The sequence below is a fragment of the Elusimicrobiota bacterium genome (assembly GCA_018816525.1).
Taxonomy (GTDB): domain Bacteria; phylum Elusimicrobiota; class Endomicrobiia; order CG1-02-37-114; family XYA2-FULL-39-19; genus OXYB2-FULL-48-7.
This window is the reverse complement of the sequence record JAHIVV010000012.1, coordinates 1-19,153: the sequence shown is the minus strand read 5'-3', so window position 1 is coordinate 19,153 and position 19,153 is coordinate 1. Positions and strand designations below refer to the sequence as shown.

At 40.2% G+C, this 19,153-nt stretch carries 21 protein-coding genes; 1 reads left to right on the top strand and 20 read right to left on the bottom strand.

The features are described from left to right. Nucleotides 1–15: 15 nt before the first annotated feature. From KKH91_01395 to KKH91_01365, 7 genes are read right to left on the bottom strand one after another with little or no spacing between them, the layout of a single operon-like run. Nucleotides 16–525, bottom strand: a complete 510-nt coding sequence (locus KKH91_01395; protein ID MBU0951469.1) for a sigma-70 family RNA polymerase sigma factor — start codon at nucleotides 523–525, stop codon at nucleotides 16–18. A 56-nt stretch (nucleotides 526–581) separates the two neighbouring features. Next, complete coding sequence (locus tag KKH91_01390; protein MBU0951468.1) at nucleotides 582–1,166, bottom strand: flavodoxin family protein; 585 nt, start codon at nucleotides 1,164–1,166, stop codon at nucleotides 582–584. Next, nucleotides 1,163–2,113, bottom strand: a complete 951-nt coding sequence (locus KKH91_01385; GenBank protein MBU0951467.1) for a pyruvate ferredoxin oxidoreductase — start codon at nucleotides 2,111–2,113, stop codon at nucleotides 1,163–1,165. The genes KKH91_01390 and KKH91_01385 overlap by 4 nt, the downstream gene beginning before the upstream one ends. Next, nucleotides 2,110–3,291 carry a pyruvate ferredoxin oxidoreductase gene (porA, locus tag KKH91_01380; protein MBU0951466.1) on the bottom strand — a complete coding sequence of 394 codons (1,182 nt, stop codon included), beginning with the start codon at nucleotides 3,289–3,291 and terminating at the stop codon, nucleotides 2,110–2,112. Before porA ends, KKH91_01385 begins: the two co-directional genes overlap by 4 nt. 29 nt (nucleotides 3,292–3,320) lie before the next feature. Next, complete coding sequence (locus KKH91_01375; GenBank protein ID MBU0951465.1) at nucleotides 3,321–3,596, bottom strand: 4Fe-4S binding protein; 276 nt, start codon at nucleotides 3,594–3,596, stop codon at nucleotides 3,321–3,323. Between the two features lie 25 nt (nucleotides 3,597–3,621). Further along, entirely contained in the window at nucleotides 3,622–4,188 is a 567-nt protein-coding gene (locus KKH91_01370) for a 2-oxoacid:acceptor oxidoreductase family protein (GenBank protein MBU0951464.1), read from the bottom strand. 33 nt (nucleotides 4,189–4,221) lie between these two features. Next, complete coding sequence (locus tag KKH91_01365) at nucleotides 4,222–4,407, bottom strand: ferredoxin (protein MBU0951463.1); 186 nt, start codon at nucleotides 4,405–4,407, stop codon at nucleotides 4,222–4,224. 211 nt (nucleotides 4,408–4,618) lie between these two features. On the opposite strand from KKH91_01365, the gene KKH91_01360 reads away from it, so the two are divergent. Then, the gene (locus KKH91_01360; protein MBU0951462.1) at nucleotides 4,619–6,679 is read left to right on the top strand and encodes a TonB-dependent receptor plug domain-containing protein; all 2,061 of its coding nucleotides are present in this window, start codon (nucleotides 4,619–4,621) and stop codon (nucleotides 6,677–6,679) included. Between the two features lie 183 nt (nucleotides 6,680–6,862). On the opposite strand, the gene KKH91_01355 is transcribed toward KKH91_01360, so the two are convergent. From KKH91_01355 to KKH91_01295, 13 genes are all read right to left on the bottom strand, one after another. Further along, a complete protein-coding gene (locus KKH91_01355) occupies nucleotides 6,863–7,630 on the bottom strand; it encodes a tetratricopeptide repeat protein (GenBank protein ID MBU0951461.1) in 768 nt (255 codons plus the stop codon). Then, nucleotides 7,627–9,423 (bottom strand): BatD family protein, encoded by a 1,797-nt coding sequence (locus KKH91_01350; protein MBU0951460.1) that lies wholly within the window; start codon nucleotides 9,421–9,423, stop codon nucleotides 7,627–7,629. Before KKH91_01350 ends, KKH91_01355 begins: the two co-directional genes overlap by 4 nt. 66 nt (nucleotides 9,424–9,489) lie before the next feature. After that, the gene (locus KKH91_01345; protein MBU0951459.1) at nucleotides 9,490–10,188 is read right to left on the bottom strand and encodes a tetratricopeptide repeat protein; all 699 of its coding nucleotides are present in this window, start codon (nucleotides 10,186–10,188) and stop codon (nucleotides 9,490–9,492) included. Nucleotides 10,189–10,278: 90 nt separating this feature from the next. Next, nucleotides 10,279–11,295, bottom strand: a complete 1,017-nt coding sequence (locus KKH91_01340; protein ID MBU0951458.1) for a VWA domain-containing protein — start codon at nucleotides 11,293–11,295, stop codon at nucleotides 10,279–10,281. Continuing rightward, complete coding sequence (locus KKH91_01335) at nucleotides 11,292–12,275, bottom strand: VWA domain-containing protein (protein MBU0951457.1); 984 nt, start codon at nucleotides 12,273–12,275, stop codon at nucleotides 11,292–11,294. Before KKH91_01335 ends, KKH91_01340 begins: the two co-directional genes overlap by 4 nt. Further along, nucleotides 12,272–13,198: a hypothetical protein gene (locus KKH91_01330; protein MBU0951456.1), complete on the bottom strand. Its 927-nt coding sequence runs from the start codon at nucleotides 13,196–13,198 to the stop codon at nucleotides 12,272–12,274. Before KKH91_01330 ends, KKH91_01335 begins: the two co-directional genes overlap by 4 nt. A gap of 15 nt (nucleotides 13,199–13,213) precedes the next feature. Next, nucleotides 13,214–14,095: a DUF58 domain-containing protein gene (locus KKH91_01325; protein MBU0951455.1), complete on the bottom strand. Its 882-nt coding sequence runs from the start codon at nucleotides 14,093–14,095 to the stop codon at nucleotides 13,214–13,216. Nucleotides 14,096–14,099: 4 nt separating this feature from the next. After that, complete coding sequence (locus tag KKH91_01320) at nucleotides 14,100–15,089, bottom strand: MoxR family ATPase (GenBank protein MBU0951454.1); 990 nt, start codon at nucleotides 15,087–15,089, stop codon at nucleotides 14,100–14,102. Between the two features lie 279 nt (nucleotides 15,090–15,368). Continuing rightward, nucleotides 15,369–15,728 carry a hypothetical protein gene (locus KKH91_01315; GenBank protein MBU0951453.1) on the bottom strand — a complete coding sequence of 120 codons (360 nt, stop codon included), beginning with the start codon at nucleotides 15,726–15,728 and terminating at the stop codon, nucleotides 15,369–15,371. Then, nucleotides 15,729–16,475: a hypothetical protein gene (locus tag KKH91_01310; protein MBU0951452.1), complete on the bottom strand. Its 747-nt coding sequence runs from the start codon at nucleotides 16,473–16,475 to the stop codon at nucleotides 15,729–15,731. Further along, nucleotides 16,476–17,048, bottom strand: coding sequence for a sigma-70 family RNA polymerase sigma factor (locus KKH91_01305; GenBank protein MBU0951451.1), 573 nt, complete (start codon nucleotides 17,046–17,048; stop codon nucleotides 16,476–16,478). It lies immediately after the preceding gene. A gap of 65 nt (nucleotides 17,049–17,113) precedes the next feature. Beyond that, a complete protein-coding gene (locus KKH91_01300; GenBank protein ID MBU0951450.1) occupies nucleotides 17,114–17,626 on the bottom strand; it encodes an efflux RND transporter permease subunit in 513 nt (170 codons plus the stop codon). 273 nt (nucleotides 17,627–17,899) lie between these two features. After that, nucleotides 17,900–18,823, bottom strand: coding sequence for a Fic family protein (locus KKH91_01295; GenBank protein ID MBU0951449.1), 924 nt, complete (start codon nucleotides 18,821–18,823; stop codon nucleotides 17,900–17,902). Nucleotides 18,824–19,153 lie beyond the last annotated feature (330 nt).

Sequence of the window (19,153 nt, the reverse complement as noted above, 5' to 3'; positions counted from 1 at the left end):
GTATACCCCCCAAATTTATTTTCTTATTTCTATCCTTATTATCTGCCAAAATTCCTCATGCACCTCTTCTGACACCTCTTCAACTTCAATGCTTCTGCACAAAGAAACCGTCTTTGTTAAAGTATGAATATCCGCCCAATCTGCTATCTGGCTGGGCATTTCGTCTTTATCTGTCTTTAAATAGTCGTCAAGCGAAACTGTCATCTTTTTCTTTCTTCTATGCATCAAACAGTAATTCACGGTTATTTTATAAAGCCAGGTTGAAAATTTTGATTTACTCTTAAAATTCTTCAAAGAACGGTATACTTGGATAAAGGTTTCCTGTAAAATATCTTTTGCGACAGTACGGTTGCCCGTCAAATGAAGTATCAGATTATAAATCTTATTTTCATACCTGATAACAAGCTGTTCAAAAGCAAGTTTATCGCCATTTTGCGCCTTTTCAACCAGTTCTTCATCTGATGAAGCTAATTGAAGGCTTGTTACGTTTTGGCCTGTATTTTTTTCTAATTTATCTTCATTCATTTAGATGCACTGCCTGGACAAAAGATTCGCCCAACTCTTCTGAAATTTATAGCCAGTTAGGAATGGGAAGGATGGACGGGTTCACAAAGTTTTCTGCCAAGCTCTTGCGCTTCTTTCGGGGAATTGGTAGCTAAAATATCCCCTTTGTTGTCTACTTTTCTTACTAAAAGCTCTGAAAAATACTCTATATTGAAAACATCATAAAAATATTTGACCGTGAGTTTTACCCCGTCAAATAATTTTTCGCCTGCGGTGGCTCCTACACAAATAAATGAACCAAGCTTTCTGTCAAATTTCCCAGCCCTGGGCTGGCCTGATTTAAGTTTATATTTTCTCACCCAGTAACATTGGGCGCGGTCCGCCATTCCTTTTAATTTCCCCGGCAAGCCGTAGAAAAAAATAGGAGACGATAGAATTATTCTATCTGCCTCCTCAATTTTTTTATACAATTGCGCCATGTCATCCGAAATTATACATTTGCCTGTCGAATCACATGACCTGCACCCGGTACAGGGTTTTATATCTAAATCCCGGATATAAACTTTTTCTGCGGTAATCCCAGCGCCCTTCCAGGCTTCATCCAATAAAATATCTGAATTGCCGTCTTTTCTAGGACTACCGTAAATTGCAAGCAGCTTCATACAGCTGGCGCTTCTCCGAGACAGGAAACGGACGTAAGCCTTTCAAGATAAGCCCAGTGTTCATCAACCTGCTCCTGGATTTTATCTAAAAGGTGTTTGTTCTTGTCCTGGAAAAGGTGCTCGAACCTTCTCTGCGGCTTTAAAAAATCAGCTATGGGTTTTCTTACTGACGGTTTGTATGTAAATTTCCAAACTCCGTTTTCAACTTCAATTAAAGGCCAGTAACCTGTTTCGACGGCAAGCTTTGACATTTCAACGGTTTTTTCAGCCGGGTATCTCCAGCCTCTGAAACATGGCGCCAGCACATTAATAAACGTAGGGCCTTCGGTTGAAAATGCTTTTTCCGCTTTTGTAACAAGGTCTTTCCAGTTGGAAATTGTTGCCTGAGCTGCGTATGGAACATGATGCGCGGCTACTATGGAAGTAAGGTCTTTTCTAATCCGGTCTTTACCGGCTTTGATTTTACCTGCAGGAGATGTTGTTGTATCAGCGCCATAAGGAGTTGCGCCGCTTCTTTGGACGCTTGTATTCATGTAAGCTTCATTGTTATAGCATACATAAAGTATATTGTGGCCTCTTTCAAGCATTCCGCTGAGCGCCTGCAAACCGATGTCGTAAGTGCCGCCGTCACCGCCGAATGCCAAAAATTTAATATCTTCCTTGATTTTACCTTTTTTCTTCATCGCTTTGTATGCCGTTTCAACACCGCTCATATTTGACGCTGAGTTTTCAAAAGCGTTGTGAATAAAAGGCACCTTCCATGCCGAATAAGGATAAATTGTTGTTGATACTTCCAAACAACCGGTGGCAGAACCTACGACAACCGGGTTTTTTGTTCCCATCAAAATCTGCCTGACCGCAATTGTTGCGCCGCAACCGCCGCAAAGGCGATGCCCGCCTGTAAGCCTCTCCGGAATCTGTGATAATTCTTTTATATTGACCATTATATTCTCACCCCTGAATAATTTATTAATTTCTTTACTTTACCTGTTTTTGCCGCTTCTAGAGTTTCATTGATAATGTTTTTTATCTGCGCTTCATCAATATCTCTGCCGCCTAAACCGTAAATGTAGTTCAGTGTCGGGATTTTCTTTTCCAGAAGGGTGTACATGGCTGTACAAACATCATTGAATACCGGACCGCCCTGGGCTGCGCACGAATCAGCCCTGTCAAGAACTGCCAGAGCTTTTAAATTCTTGCATGCTGCCGCAACTTCTTCCATCGGGAAAGGACGGAAAACGGTAAGTTTTATCATTCCAACCTTAATCCCTTTTTCGCGCAAGTCGTCGATGACAACTCTTGTGGTGCCGCATGTTGAAGAAAGCGCAAAAATCGCAACTTCTGCGTCATCCATTTTATATTTTTCAATAAAATCGTAATTTTTTCCAGAAAACTTATTGAATTCCGCGAATATTTCCGGAAGTTTCTTCTTTGCAGTTCTCATAGCTTCTGCCTGCTGGTATCTGTGCTCGAAATAATAATCCTGTAAATCTATCGGCCCGTAAGTAACGGGATGATTTACATCAAGGAGCGGGTCTTTCGGGACGTATTCGCCGATATATTTTTTTACATCCGCATCATCAAGTATTTTTACGCCTTCAATTGCGTGCGAGGTTATGAAACCGTCCTGGCAGACCATAATCGGAAGGAGTATATCTGAATGTTCCGCAACTCTAATAGCCATAATTCCCATTTCATAAACTTCCTGCCCTGTTTCGCAGTAAATCTGTATCCAGCCGCTGTCTCTTGCGCCCATGCCGTCTGAATGATCGCCGTGAATGTTGATAGGAGCCGAAAGCGCCCTGTTTACGGTATGCATTACAATAGGAAGCCGTAAACCAGCGGCAATGTAAAGTATTTCCCACATTAATGCCAGTCCTTGTGAAGAAGTGGCTGTCATCGTGCGAACGCCGCTTGCAGATGATCCTACACAGGCGCTCATGGCAGAATGTTCGCTTTCTACCGGGATTAATTCCGTGTCCACAAGGCCGTTTGCAGCCATTTGTGAAAAAACCATAACAATTTCTGTTTGAGGCGTAATGGGATATGCAGCGACAACATCCGGGTTAATCTGCCTCATTGATTCCGCTGCTGCCTGGTCTCCTGTTAATGGTAATATTTTCATTTTTTTCCTCTTAAATACCTATGATATTTTTATCCTTTTTCCATTTTTATACATTTTCTGGGGCATACTTCAGCGCAAATTCCACACCCTTTACAATGTTTGTAGTCTACTCCTGTCACTTTTGCATCCTTTATCAGGATTGAAGAATCCGGGCAATACATCCAGCAAAAAAGACAATTCGTGCATTTGCTCTGGTCAATAACGGGTTTAAACGTTCTCCAATCGCCCGTATTGTATTCCTCGGCGTTTCCTGCTTCAGTTATCTTGCCGCCTATCGGTATTTCTCTTGAGTTTTTTAGTTCCATTTTTATGATCCTTTAAATCCTTAAATTAGCCTTTGGTTATCGAGTTATAAGCTCTGTCAATAGCCCTGAAATTGCCTTCCATTTTTTCAGGGCTGAGTTTTTTTCCGAGTTTTTTCTTTACCTGGTTTTTTAAATCGTCAACTGTAACAATTCCCGTTGCCTTGATAATTGCCCCCAGCATCGGGGTATTAGGCAAAGAAATGCCTGTTTCTTCCAGGGCAATTTTTGTTGCGTCAACTGTATAAACTGTGCCTTCTTTAAAATTGAGTTTTTTTCTTACGTCTGCCGGGCTTTCATCGGTATTTACAAGCAGGATCCCTTCATTGGTCAAACCTTCTGTTACCGGAGGGTTGATCCCCAGGAGCGTCGGGTCAATTACCGCAACGATATCCGGGTTTACAACCGAGCAATGAAGGCCTATTGGTTTGTCGCTGATACGGACAAATGCTTTTATCGGCGCACCAGCGCGTTCCGGCCCATATTCTGGGAACGACTGTATGTGCTTACCAGCTTCCAGGGCTGTTAGAGCAAGCAAATCTGCGGCTGTTTTAGCTCCCTGGCCGCCGCGGCCGTGTAATCTGATTTCAATAATTTGTTTTTTCAAGTGAAATACCTCTCTTTCTTTTTACGACACTTTTATCGCTTCAACCGGGCAATTATCTGCGGCTTCCTTCACTTTGGTTTCCAAATTTTGAGGCATTAAATCAACCTTGACTATTGCAAAATCACCGGACATTTCAAAAACATCCGGGCAATCGTCCACACAAAGATTACAGCCTGTACACAAATCCTTATCAACTGATACTTTCATGAAAAACCCTCCTGTAAAATGTATCCTGTCCTGTTTGTTGCGTTAATTGCTTTGCTAATGGCAGGAATTTGATTTATTTGTAGGAACTAATGCACACATTTTACAACTCTGACACCGTTTTGTCAAGCAAGCCGATTAAGAGGGTATTGGTATAAAATTTGTTTTTTTCACGTTTATACGGTATAATAATATTCTTAAAATGTAAATCTAAATGAAAAACACTTTTTTTACAGTCTTTCTTTTTCTATTTTTTTATACGGCCGCATTAGCCCGGGAAACTGCGCAAAATCCTGCCGTCACCGGGGCAATTATCAGCACAATCACTTCAAATTCGTTTTCGGAAATCAAAATGGAGATAACGTACACTCCCCCGAAAAAAACTACCGGCTCAAAACAAAAAGTAAAAGCAGAACAGATAAATAAAGCCACAACACACCTTTTTTCTGATTCACTGAAAGTTGTCCAGACACTGCCCGGCGTTGTCACGGGTAACGATTTTTCTTCTCTTATGTATATCCGCGGGGGAAACTCCTATGAGACACTCGGATTTATAGACAACGTGCTGGTAGCAAACCCTTACATCTGGGGAGGCAACCAAAGCATATTCAATCCTTCATTCATTGAATCAGTGGATTTTTACTCAGGCGGGTTTCCGGCAAAATATCCGGAAGCGCTCTCCGGCGTGCTTGATGTAAAAAACAAGGAAGGTAATTACGAGAAAACCAGCGGCTTTTTTGAGCTGTCCGCGGCAACAATAGAAGGGTTTATCCAGGGGCCTGTTGAAAAATATAAATCATCTTATATTTTCGGCGTAAGAAGGACGCAATACGACCTTTTTGCAAATGCTTTTTCAACCAACACAAACACAATTTTCCCTTTTTTTTATGATTCGCAGGGTAAATTCACCTGGGAAAAAGACCAATTCAATAAACTCTCTGTAAATTTTCTTGCTTCCTATGAAGGGATGGATTTTGAGTTAGGCGAAGAAATTTCAGCCGGCGATTTTTCAGGATTTTTCCATTACCGCGCAACAAAAATAATGCCTTCTTTCAACTGGTACCATATAATTGACGACAAACTTTCCTTAATTTATACTTTTGCCTATACTGACAGCCCCTCAGATTATAAACTTTCAGGAACAAATTTTTCTTTTCATTCTATCGGGAATGAGAGGTGGCTTTTTGGAAGCCAGAAGGCGGAATATAAAACAGGGATTCATGATATTGAGCAGGGATTGGGTGTCTTTGATCTTTCGCTCTATGTTTACTATACATCAAAATACAGGACGTTTATGCCCGATGGCACTTATATTGTTCATACAAGTACAACTATTTATGACTGGGTTCCTGTAACAATCAGCGTTTTCTACCTTCAGGACGATATAACGCTGAAACAGGATTTGCTTAACCTGAATGTCGGCGCAACGATTTCGCATTTAAACCGTACCGACGACACTACATTTTCGCCCAGAAGCGGGTTGAGTTTAATGATTACAAAAGATACCACGCTAAAATTCAACACCGGATTATATACGAAGTTTCCGGTTAACGGTTCTGCCCTGTTTAAAAATACAGAAATAAAATCAGAAAAAACCATACATTATGTTTTAGGCATGGAGCATAATTTTCTTGAAAATTATTTTGTCAGGTTGGAATTTTATCTTAAAGATTATCATGACAAAGTCGTAAGCGACCCGCAAATGTCATATACAAATAACGGGGTAAGAAGGGCATCGGGCATGGATTTATTTTTACAGAGAAAAGTTTCCGAAAAATGGGACGGCTGGATTTCTTATTCATATTTAAATGCGGAGGATAAAATCCTGGAAAGAAGCGACCCTGCGCTTTACGGGAAAAGCGCTTTTGATTACCTTGAACCGGTAAATGATTGGTTTCCTTTTTCCGGAGAAAGAAAACACAATTTTTCACTGGTATTGAACTACGATTTCAGCAAAAAATGGAAACTTGCGACAACTTACAGGTATTCCACAGGCACGCCTTACACTCCTATAACCGGAGCGCTTTATCTAAACGGAAATTATGTACCGCAATATGCGGAATATCTATCGGAACGCACGCCTGATTATCACAGGTTTGATGTAAAACTAACCATGCCGGGTTTCACTGAAAAATGGGAAACATATATTCAGTTTATTAATGCTTTCGGTAACAAAAATATTGACCAGTATGCGTATAATGAAGATTATTCAAAGAGAACCGAGGTGAATATGCTGCCATTTATGTTCATCGGCGGGCTAAAGTATTACTTTTAATGGGATTATTTCTCACCTAGGGCTTTTATCCAGTTGTTGCTGCTTATTGAACCTTCTTTAAAACCATTTTTCTGACACAAGCTTTCCCAGGATTAAAGCTGGTTACAAAAACATCAAAAATTAACAATAATTTCACATGTCCCAAAGTTACATTTTAGATGGCGCGACATGTACATACTAAAGTTACCTTTTTAAAGGGCTTGACAGGATCAGCTCTACCTTTTCTTTTTCCAGCCAGCCTTTGTATTTCTCGGTATGAAGGCCGGCTGCAAACCAATCTTCCTGCCGGCTTAAAATTTCAACTTTCTTGCCTTCCTGGACAGACAAACCCGCGGTATATTCCTTGCCGGGGCCGCTGCGGACTTCGCAGGGGGTTGTAATCACAACAGCAAAAACTCTCTTTTCATCCTTTACCCTATTATAAGCCCAAAAACCTAGCACCAATAATGCAATTCCTATATATAAACAATAAGGCTTTAATGCCGGATTCTTCTTATGCACAAATAACCAAAGAAATATAAAGAAACAAATGTTGACGAATAAAGTAATCAGGACTAATTCATTTGCGGTCAGCAGGAGATATAATTTGTCAATGAAATTTGTATCCTGGATATCTTTTATAAGCGTCCTGATATAATTAAGGTTATACCTGGCATCTTCATCCCGCGGATTGATTTTCAGCGCAAGCTCATAGTTCAGAACAGCTTTGCCTATTTTATTGGTCCTGTAATAGCAATTGCCCAGGTTGTAGTAGATTGAGTCATTGTTGATTTTGTACCGGCCCAGCGCATTTTCGTATAAAGCTATGGCCTGGTCATAGTTGTTCTGTTCATAAGCCTTATTTGCCTGAACAAATAAATCATTCACGGCTTTTGAGATATCCTCTGCCGAAAAAGCAGTTAGATAGGACAACAAGAGCACAGAAATAACAAATATAAGTTTTTTTATCATAATTCTTTTTCCAGTTCTTTCAGGACTATAGTTGTATTATTCAGCAATTCGTTGACTTTATCCTGCGTTGCCTGCGCAGGCGCATACTGGACAAACTGCAATTCTTCCCACAAAATTACTATCTTTGCTACAGCATCAGGGTTTACATTTTTCTCCTGCAGTTTTTTCCTAACCTCTTCTGAAATGATACCGCAGGCAGAAACATTAAATTTATCAGCCAGATAGGAACATAATATATCGAATATCCGCGAGGAAACTTTATCAGGCGTCAATGCGGCTATTTCAAGATTAAGTTTTTTTAATTTCTTTAGCGCGGATTTATAAGCAAATGTAAACCTTACGAGGCCGGTATTCTTATAAAGGTTTTGCCTGTAAGTATTGTATCTCCAGAAGATTAAAAAGAAAATACCCGGAATAAACTGCAACGCAAATAAAAAAGTGCTTTTATAAATAGGCGCAGAGGATAACGCGCCGGATAATTTTGTTTTAATATACCTTATATCCTGCGACAGCACCTGGGTTCCCTGGCCGGAAGAAAGCGCGGGCATAGGAGGCGGAGCAGAAGTTCCGGGTTTGACAGAAACGCTTAAACTTGGAGTATTTATAGTTTTGTAGTTTTTTTCCGCAAGGTCAAAATAAGTAAATTCTACCGGCGGGATTGTAACATTGCCGGCAATCAGCGGCATAAGCACAATTTTGAAAACTTTCGAACCGGAAACTATATAATTTGGCTTTTCGATATTAAGCGACGTTATAGTGTCATACTTTCTAAAATTCTGAAATGACGCTTTAGGCTCAGTAATTGTTTTAATACTCCCGTTTCCGCTTATTTTCACATTGAGAGTAATTGGTTGGTTGGTTTCTGTCTGGCTTTTGTCCAGGCTGGCTGAAATATTGAACTTGCCTACAGCCCCGGTGAAACTTTGAGGTTTGTTTTGTGACGGCAAATCAATTACGTCAACAGTAATTGGATCGCTTTTCAAAACTATCGTCTTGCCCCCGCCGAAAAACTGGTTAAAAATATCTTCGCCGCCTTGCCCATTATCATTGACTGTACATCTCAACTGAGCCGAACCAACCGTATACCTGCCTTTTGATGTAGCAAATAGAGCAGTCTTTACTTCTGTAATAAGGTAACGCTGGCCGTTAATATCGGTATAGTAATTTTTCTGCGGCGGCAAATCTTCCGTGAGAAAACCTGTTGTATCGGACGGAGAGTATTGAGGCTGTGAAAGAAGGCTTACCCGGTGAAAAAATTTGAAACTGAGAGTTATCTGCTCATTAACATACGCGGTTTTTTTATCAACCGAAGATTCAACAAAAAGTTCTCTTGAAGCTGCGGCAGGCTGTGCCTGGCTCGCTGACGGGTTTTGCGCTGAAGCTGCAGGCAATTGCGCAGGAGCCGCCTGTGGCGATGCAGTAACCGTAATCTCTACAGGCTGGGTTGAATAGGTCTGTCCTTTATAAACAAGGGTTGCTGAACCGATAGTGAATTTACCCGGCTTGGTAGGGCTTAAAACGTAATTATAAGCAATGGAAGAAGACATCTTTCCGTTAACAATTGAAACGCTCTGGCTTCTTCCTGAAGAATATACATTGAAATCCGGAATACCCGGAAGCTTCGGTTCGGGGATATCGTTTGTATCACCGGAAACCGAAATCTGCATCGTAATCTGCTCGCCGACTGCGGCGCTATTCCTGTCAAATGAAGCGGATATATTAACATTCTGGGCATATGCACCCTGAATAAATGCAAAAACTAATATGGCTATTAGTATTAGAATCTTTTTCATAACTTTAAACGTAAAAAAACCTAAGGGAGTGAAAAAACTGATTTCTCAAGCACGCTTTACCAGTCTTCACCAGTCTTCGTCGGGTTTTGGAAGCTGCGGCGCCGCCTGCTTCATCTTCTTCTTCATCGCTTCCTTCTCCTGCTCTCTCGACATCTGCAAAAGCCGCTCAACATCTTCCTTTGACATATACTTCTTCTTCTTTTCTTCTTTCTTCTCCCCTGCCTGCTTCTGCTGCTGTTTCTGTTGATCCTGTTTGTTTTGCTGGTTTTTCTGATCCTGCTGTTGTTTCTGTTTGTCTTTATTGTCCTTGTTGTCTTTACCGTCCTTGTTTTGTTGTTTTTGCTGTTTCATCTCCTGTAAAAGGTATTGCAGGTTATACTTCGCATCTTCATCTTTAGAATTTAATTCCAAAGTTTTCTTATAATTTGCAATCGCCTCGTCTTTTTTCTGGAGGCGGTACATTGTATTGCCTATATTGTAGTAAATTTTGCTTTTAGTTTTCTTGTCCTTAATTTTGAGGGCTTTATTATACTCGGTCAGCGCATCTTCATAACTGCCAAGCTTATATAAAGCATCTCCCATGTTGTAATTGACTATTGGTGAGCTGGGATCGTTTATCTGGGCATTCTGATAGGCTGAAAGAGCTTCATTAAACTGATTGTTTCTAAAAAATTTATTCCCTTTGTTCACGCTGCTGCCAGCGCCGGCGAATATAATACTGCAGTTCAAAATAATTAAAACAGAAGTCAGGGTTAATTTATTCATATTTTATTAACTCCCCTAAATCCCCTCTTTCAAAAAGAGGGGAAGAGAGCTCCTTGTCCCCTCTCTTTGTGAAAGAGAGGCAGGGAGAGTTCACGTGGGGGTTTGTTTTTTTATTTCCGGGATAAACATTTCTATCAGCAACAAAACAATCGCAATCAGCAGGGTGTACTGGAACCTATGTTCATACAAATTATACACACCGCTTTTTGTTTCCTTTTTCTCTATATTGTTTAAATCATCCAACAGCTGTTCCACCACGCCGGTATCGGCATAGGAAAGCGAATAATATTTACCGTCCGTCGCCTGGGCAATCTGCATAAGAGTATTTTCGTCAAGTTTACTGGCGACAACCTCGCCCTTTTTGTTTCTTTTATATTCAAAAGTATTCCCATTTTCATCCTTCATCGGGATAACTTCGCCCCGGGTAGTGCCGATACCTACAGTAAAAATCCTTATTCCATAATCCCTGGCTTCCTGCGCGGCATCCAGAGGATCGCTTTTATGGTCCTCACCGTCAGTCAGCAGGACAAGAACTTTATTTGAATATTTGTCTTCCCCGAAACTTTTTGTTGCAAGCTTTATGGCAGAACCCAGGGATGTCCCCGGAAAAGGAATCAGGTTTGTATCAATCATCCCAAGAAGCATTTTTGCGGCATTGTTATCATAAGTAAGCGGGCACTGGGTAAAGGCGACCCCGCTGAACGCTAGCACGCCTATCCTGTTCTCTTTAAGCCTGTCTATCAATATCGAAAACAAATCTTTAACCTTTGACATTCTATTTGGCAGGATATCTTCGGCAAGCATGCTCTTTGAGCAGTCAAGCGCAATAATTATATCAATTGATTTCCTTTTTATATTGACAAGTTTTGTGCCGAACCGCGGCCCGGCAAGAGTTAAAAGCAAAAAGAAAATAACGAGAACCAGCAGAATGTTTTTCGTTTTCCTTGCTTTGAAAACCTGTACATCAAATAAAACAGGGTACATTTTCTCGTCGCTGAAGCTTTTGAGCTCGTTCCTGTATTTCCTTGTCAAATAAGCCATCCCTGCCAGCACTGCGGGAATGACAAAAACCGCCAAGTATAAATAAAACCTCGCGTCAAAGTTCATGGTATTTTCCTAAAAATAGTCTTGGCCAAAATTATCTCGGCCAATATCAGCAAAAACGCCGGCAAAAGAAAGAAACGGTATAATTCACCGTATTCCGTGTACTGGTCAGTTTTAATTTCTGATTTTTCGAGCTTGTCTATCTGCTTGAAAATATCCTTAAAACCACCGTAAGTTTTGGCGCGGAAATATTTACCGCCGGTAATTTCAGCTATATTTGTCATCATGCCTTCATCAAGTTCCTCCGGAATATACACATATTGCAATCCGAACATGGGATCCTGTACGGGAAACAAGGCTTTGCCGGGAACGCCTATGCCGATGGTATAAATTTTTATATCAACAGATTGCGCTGCCTTGCTGGCAGTTATCGGGTCCACTTCGCCCATATTATTCCTGCCGTCGCTGAGCAATATTACAACCTTGCTTTTTCCTGTGCTGTCTTTAAGGCGGCTTATGCAGGTCATTATAGCCGACCCAATGGCTGTGCCGTCCATCTGCGCGATGCCAATCTGGACTTTATCCAAAAATTCAAACAACGCATCATGGTCAAGAGTGAGCGGGCATTGGGTAAAACTCAGCCCGCTAAAAACAACTATGCCTATCCTGTCATGCTTTCTTGCTTTAATAAAATCTTTTGCGGTCTCTTTTGCGACTTCCAGGCGGTTTTTCGGCTGAAAATCCAGCGCCTGCATGGTTGATGAAGTGTCTATGCAAAGCATTATGTCTATGCCTTTTGTGCTGGATTCACTGGTTACCAAACCCTTTTGAGGCCGCGCGAAAGCAAGAATTAAAAGAACAAGCGCACACATGCGCATAATCAGCAAAATTTTGTTTCTTTGATTATCTACAGGAAATACTTTACTTAACAGCCCTATATTGGGGTATAGAATAGATGACGACTTGTGTTTTTTTACAAAATACCACACAACTGCCGGAATTAACAATAAAAACAGCAATAATACCGGATTTGCAAACCTCATATTTTTATTATCTCTCTTCCTTTTTCCACATCGCCGTTTATTTCGTTGTCCAGGGGGATGTATTTAGCAAACTTTACCATATCGCAGTTCTCAAGGAATTCCTTTATTTCTATCTGGGATTTTTTATCCGCTTGCCCTGATTTTTTCAAATCGCGGCAAACCTCATCCGTGGTCCTCTCGATTACGGGAACACCGTATTTTTCTGAAATGTACCTTCTTATGATGTCGGATAATTCAATATAAAATTGCTTTATCCCCAAAGGGCCTTCTTTTATGAGATTTTTTGCAAGCAGTTCATCAAGCCGTTTATTAGCAAGCTCTTCAGGAGATAACCTCTGTTCTTCAATAACCTGTCCTTCAACAGCAGGCCCTTCTTTTTTACGCATTAAAAAGTATAAATATGCTCCTACCAGAATAAAAATGATTATAACAAACAAAAGGAGTGTATTAATTCCTATCGATAACGGCGGTTTTATATCGCGGATATCCTGCACATCCTGCGCGTTTTCTTTTACAGGGGTTACTTTTACTATTGTTTCAGGAACGACACTTTCTTTTATTTCGCCGGAAGGGCCGGCAAATGTAACAGTAAATGAGCTGATCATTTGATCACCGATATTAAAATTAGTCAGTTCAAATTTGAATTGCACCTCATAATGTTTCGTGCCAAACAACCATCCCCGGGACCTGGGGGCAATGTTGGTTTGCTTGCGTATTTCAAAACCGTTGAAAATTGAAGTGAAATCAGGCAGGTTAAACTTATAATCTTTCGGGTATTCTAGATTAAGAACATATTCAAAAGTATCGCCGAGAGTAATTTCTTTTTTATCCGCTCCGGCTAAAACATTGATTGGAACTTCACTTGAATAAAGGTTCGAACTCAATGACAACAACAATATGATTTTAAAGACAATTTTATTCATAACCCAGTCAGCTGATTACCTAAACCTTCTTTCACGCATATAGAAAAATTTTAACAATGGATCCGCATAGGGTTTGTCCGTACTTATCGGGATAAAGTCAATTTTTGATTTCTTAAACAACTGTTCTTTTTTCACCCTTTCTTGCCTTGCAAGCTCAATAAATTCATTTACTTTATCCTGGTTTCTTGCATCAATCACAACCCGCTGCCCTGTTTCGCCGTCTGTAAGTTCATAGAAATAACCGGCAGGGATGTTTTCTTCCCTTTTATCAGTGAGTGTTATTGCAACCAGGTCATGTTTTCTGCCCGCAACCCTCAGCGCATGGGCATAACCTTTCGGATCAATGAAATCCGAAATAATAAACACGGTAGCTCTTTTTTTCTGGACCCGGCAAAGGTATTCCAGCGCCACGGTAATATCGGTGCCGGTGTTTTCTGGTTTATAATAAAGGATTTCGCTTATTATTCTTAAAATGTGTGTAATTGTTTTTTTAGGAGGGATGTATTTTTCTATCTTATCGGTAAAAATTATCATACCGACTTTGTCATTATTTTTTACGGCAGAAAACGCCAGCACGGACGCTATTTCCGCGGCTATTTCTTCTTTTGTTTTATCTTTCGTGCCGAATTTCTCGGAACGGCTCATATCCACCAATAGCATAATGGTAAGCTCGCGCTCTTCGGTGAATTTCTTTACAAAAGGCCTGCCGTAACGCGCGGAAACGTTCCAATCAATAGTTCTTACTTCATCTCCGGGCTGGTACTCGCGGACTTCGCTGAATTCCATGCCGCGCCCTTTGAATACACTGCTATACTGTCCGGCAAACACATCATTTACCATCCGGCCGGTGCGTATTTGAATACGCTTTATCTGTTTTAAAATTTCTTTAGGAATCATGGGCTTAAGGAACTTCTACGCTATCCAAAATCTGTTTTACGACATTTTCAGACGTAAGTTCTTCAGCTTCTGCTTCGTAGGAAAGAATTATTCTGTGCCTCAACACATCCATTGCTACGGATTTTACGTCATCCGGCGTTACATACCCGCGGCTGTGCAGGAATGCGTAAGCTTTGCTGGCGATTGTAAGGTAAATTGTCGCCCTGGGGCTGGCGCCGTAAGCTATGGTTGATTTCAAATCAGGAAGCTTATAATTCTCAGGGTTGCGGCTGGCAAAAACTATGTCAATGATGTAGTTTTTAATTTTGTCGTCCATATAAACCTGGTTTACAACTTCCCTTGCTTTGATAATATCTTTTGGGCTGATTATTTTTTTTGCTTCCGGCACGGTACCTACAGTCATCCGGTCCATAATTTTACGTTCTTCCTCTTTATCCGGATAGGTTATTTTTGCTTTAAGCATAAACCTATCTACCTGCGCTTCCGGCAGAGGATAGGTCCCTTCCTGCTCAATGGGATTCTGTGTTGCAAGAACGAGAAAAGGCTCGTCCAGTTTATAGGTATTTTCACCGATAGTAATCTGCCTTTCCTGCATGGCTTCCAGCAGCGCCGACTGGACTTTTGCGGGCGCTCGGTTGATTTCGTCAGCGAGAATTATATTTGCAAATATAGGGCCTTTCTTAACCGTAAACTCGCCGCTTTTTTGGTTAAAAATAAGCGTTCCTATTATATCTGCAGGCAAAAGGTCCGGGGTAAACTGGATTCTTTGGAATTTTGTCTGGACGCAGTCCGAAAGAGTTTTAATCAGCAGGGTTTTTGCCAGCCCGGGCACGCCTTCAATTAAAATATGGCCGTTTCCTAAAAGCCCTATAAGCAGTCTTTCAATGATATAGTCCTGCCCTACGATTACCTTGCCGATTTCCGCGGTAAGTTCCTGGATAAACATGCTTTCTTTTTTTACTTTCTCATTGATTTCCCTGATTCCTTCTTCCATTATAACACCTCCAAATTATTTATATGCAAAAACACAATATTGAACGACATAGAGATATTTAGGTGAAAAAAACGTTAAGAAATTGACATGTTTGACGACCCTTGGGAGGAGTTTGTCAATTTTAGATTTTTGAACCGTATAAAATATCTCGGGGAGAGAAATATTGTGTTTTTGCATGATATACATATTATAACAGATTTTTGATTGTTTTTTTAGTTCTTAAATATTGCCCCGCCGTGTTAGACTGGTAACACGACGGGGCGTTGTATTTTAGGAAGTTTACTTCTTTTTACCTGAAGGCGCCACCGGTTCAATTAAAACTTTTTTTGCTTCATTCTTCCCGTCTTTTGTTGAATACTTTATTATTACTTTCACGCCCGAATTTATGTCCGAGATCGTTTTTACATCCTTACCCTGCATAATTTTCGTTTTGTCAGTCAAAGAAACTTGGCAATCGCCCTTTTTACATTTTAGCGATATTGTATTTGCCGCTGTATCAACCGAAATTACCTCACCTTTGCATGAACAACTTTTTTTTGCCATCGGGCAAGAAGTCTTACATCCCTCTGATTGCGCGAAAACTGCCGTACCAGCTGCAAAAACTACTAAAAACATTAAACCAACAAAATTCTTAAACATCTAATCCCCCTCATTCGCCTGTTGGACCCAATCCATGCGGTCGCTGCAAAGCTGAATTGACTGGTTTATCTCATTCATATTACTTCTCTCCGAGTAAAAATCCGACTGAGTCTTTGTTAACTGCCCAATCTGCCGGCGGTGAAGCTGTTCGATTCTTTTTAAAAAAGCAGCAGCCTCCTCATCAGGATATTCATCGACCTGATCAAGCGCAATTTCAGTATGTACGTGCATTTCATGTAAAGTATTTTTATCAATCACATGCCTGGCCTGCGCAACCTTTTGGACTTCGTTCAACCTTTTATCAGCCAATTCAATATGTTTTGAAGCTTTATTACTTTTAGACGTTAAATAATCCAGATCTATTTTTTCACAGAACAATTTAATGGAATACCATGATTCTCCCGGCAGGGAACGCGAAGAAAATGACATTACGCCAATGACCGCTAAAAATATAAAACCGGCAGCTACAGACATTCTGACTATTGTGTTTAAGGGAACAAACGGGAAGGACTTAGAATCTTGTGTTTTCATCAGGACAGCTGTTTCCCTTACCTTTTCGATTGTTTCTGATAACTTACATACGTGCGGTTGCTTTATTTGAATTTCCTGCAGTTTCTGCGCTGTAGCTAAAAGAGGCGCTAATTCGTCCGCGTATTCCGGATAAGCATCCAGGCAATCATGAATGCTTTTACCTTTGTTAAGCTGGTCAATCGCCTGATCCAACACATCTTCAATTTTTGTTTGCATCTAGCACACTCCCTGATTTTCTAAAAGTTCAAAAGTTATGAGGCTGTTGACGGGTTGTTTCTTGAATTTTTCCCTCAAAGTAACCATCGCTCTGAATTGCAGCGCTTTGACTGCATTTTCTGACTTCTGCATTATTTTTGATATTTCTGAAACATTAAAACCGTCTACAAACCTTAAAGCTACAACCTCATGCTGTTCCTGCGTCAGAGCATAAAACAAATTATCATAGTCACCTGAATTCCGGTTATTACTCTTTTGATTATCTAGCTGTAAAAATTCTTCATATCGTGACATAGTTTTTTTTATTGATGCTTTCTGCCGATAATGATCTATCACCATATTTGATGCAATTTTGTAAAGCCACGTTTTAAAATCGCCCGACTGCTGAGCAATACTTTTTACCATTCTTATAAAAACTTCGCTGGTTAAATCTTCAGCATCAGGCCTGCTGCTAACTTTAAAAAAAATATAATTGTAAATCCGATGATAGAAATGCTCGCATAGCACTTCTAACGCAGACAGGTCAAGATTTTTAGCTTTGCCGATTATGTCTTTTATAAGGCTTTCATCCATGGTTTTCACTTATTAAGACGTATTTGAGGTGCAATTAGTTACGCAAGGTGCGTACTCCAAAATTGCTACCGTATATAATTTTGGAGTAGTGTGCGTTTCTTCCAGGTGGCATATATGGCGGGGTAAACCAGCAGTTCCAGTATAAAACTTGTGAATACACCGCCAATCATCGGAGCGGCAATGCGTTTCATTACGTCAGACCCTGTGCTCATGGACCACATAATAGGAATAAGGCCCATAAAAATCGCCATAACGGTCATCATTTTCGGCCGAATTCTTTTCACAGCGCCGTGGATAATTGCCTCCTCCAGGTCAGAATATGAATTCATCTTTCCGCGGCGGACAGCATCGTCATAAGACATATCCAGGTACATCAGCATAAAAACACCTGTTTCAGCATCCAGACCCATCAATGCTATCATGCCAACCCAGACTGCTATGGAAATATTATAACCCAATATATAAAGGAACCAGATTGCGCCGACAAGCGAAAAAGGGACAGCCATTAATATAATTAAGGATTTTACTGTTGATTTAGTGTTCATATACAGCAGGATAAAAATAATAAACAGGTCCATAGTCTTAGTAGATATTCAATCGTAAATATCATTACGGATATAGTTTCAAATACATTGAAATAAATAACATAGCTTGAATATATACTTTCCACAGTCTCAAATATCACAGACAAAACATTTAAAATAATCAATATGATAATTGACACATTTAACCATTGACTGACTTTATCGTTAGGATCGGATATGTTTAAGACATCGTAAATGCTTTTTTTGTTCATCTTGCTTGTCCTTAACCTCGCATAGATTTGGAGAACACTTCTAACTTTTAAAAAATTAACTTAGCCCAAAGGCACCGGTTTTTTTGCCGCCACGACGCTTTATTATTTTTGCTTTTATAAGAGGTTTCAGGATAAAATGAACACCCTGCACCGTAATTTTTAAAGCTTTAGCCAAATCCTTTGAGCTTAAATTTCCAGAATCCTTTAGAAGATTAACCAGCTTCTCCTGCTTGGGAGTAAGTGATAATTGTTCAGACATTGAATCTGTTGGTATCCTTATAATTCTCTGCCAGGCACAAGTCAGAGACTCTGCCATTACCTCTAAGTAAAATTCCAGCCATGGAGTAAGATCTTTATCAGTAGATTTTGAATATTGCGCACCTTGCACACTTTGTAACGCTGAATAATATGCGGCTTTATGTTCATAGATAATATCATCTATTGAAAAAATATGTTCTGTATCAAATTTGCGGCGAATCAGCTCCCATGTGCCCAGTAATCGCGCCAAGCGGCCGTTCCCATCAACAAAAGGGTGAATTGATACAAAGTTATAGTGAACAATTCCCGAAGAAATTATAGGCAAATATTCTTCGGCTTCGATATTTACATATTTAACAAAACTATTCATCAGTTTAGATACATCCTTAGGTGTTGGCGGCTTATATATAACCTGACCCAGGCCGTTTACAACATAGTTCTGCACATTTCTGTATTTTCCGGGAGTAGTTCCTTTTTCTGAAGCCCCTTCGGCTATTATTTTATGCAGCCGATAAATTAAATCATGGCTAATCAAGGAACCGGACTCTTTTTGAATATAACTCAATGCAGATAGATAATTAACAACAGCACGCTCTGTAGAACTTAAATTGCGCATTTCAGGTTTTCCCTGAGCTAATGCCTTAACTTCAGGTAAGCTCAATACATAACCTTCAATTGCGGTAGAACCCATAGCACTGCGGATAGTGGCTTCTTTTTGCATCGCGGGTTTCCATGCGACTTTGATTTTAGAGGATATAATTCTTTCGCGCAGGCTGCTTATTTCATCGATTAGTTTTGACAAGTGGGAGTTTATTGTAAAATTAGGTTTAGTATCCATAGTGTAATTAAAGCATATTTAAAGTGATATTTAAAGCTACTTTATTGCTGATTTTAACCTTGATTCGGAATCTAGTAAATATCCCACGAGCTTACGCTCGGGGCATTTAAATTCCTAACTCAAGCTTCGCTTGTCCAATATCTTCTTTGCCTTGTTGCTCTATATAGTCTTTTATCACGCGTTCATTGATTCCAACGGTCGAAACAAAGTATC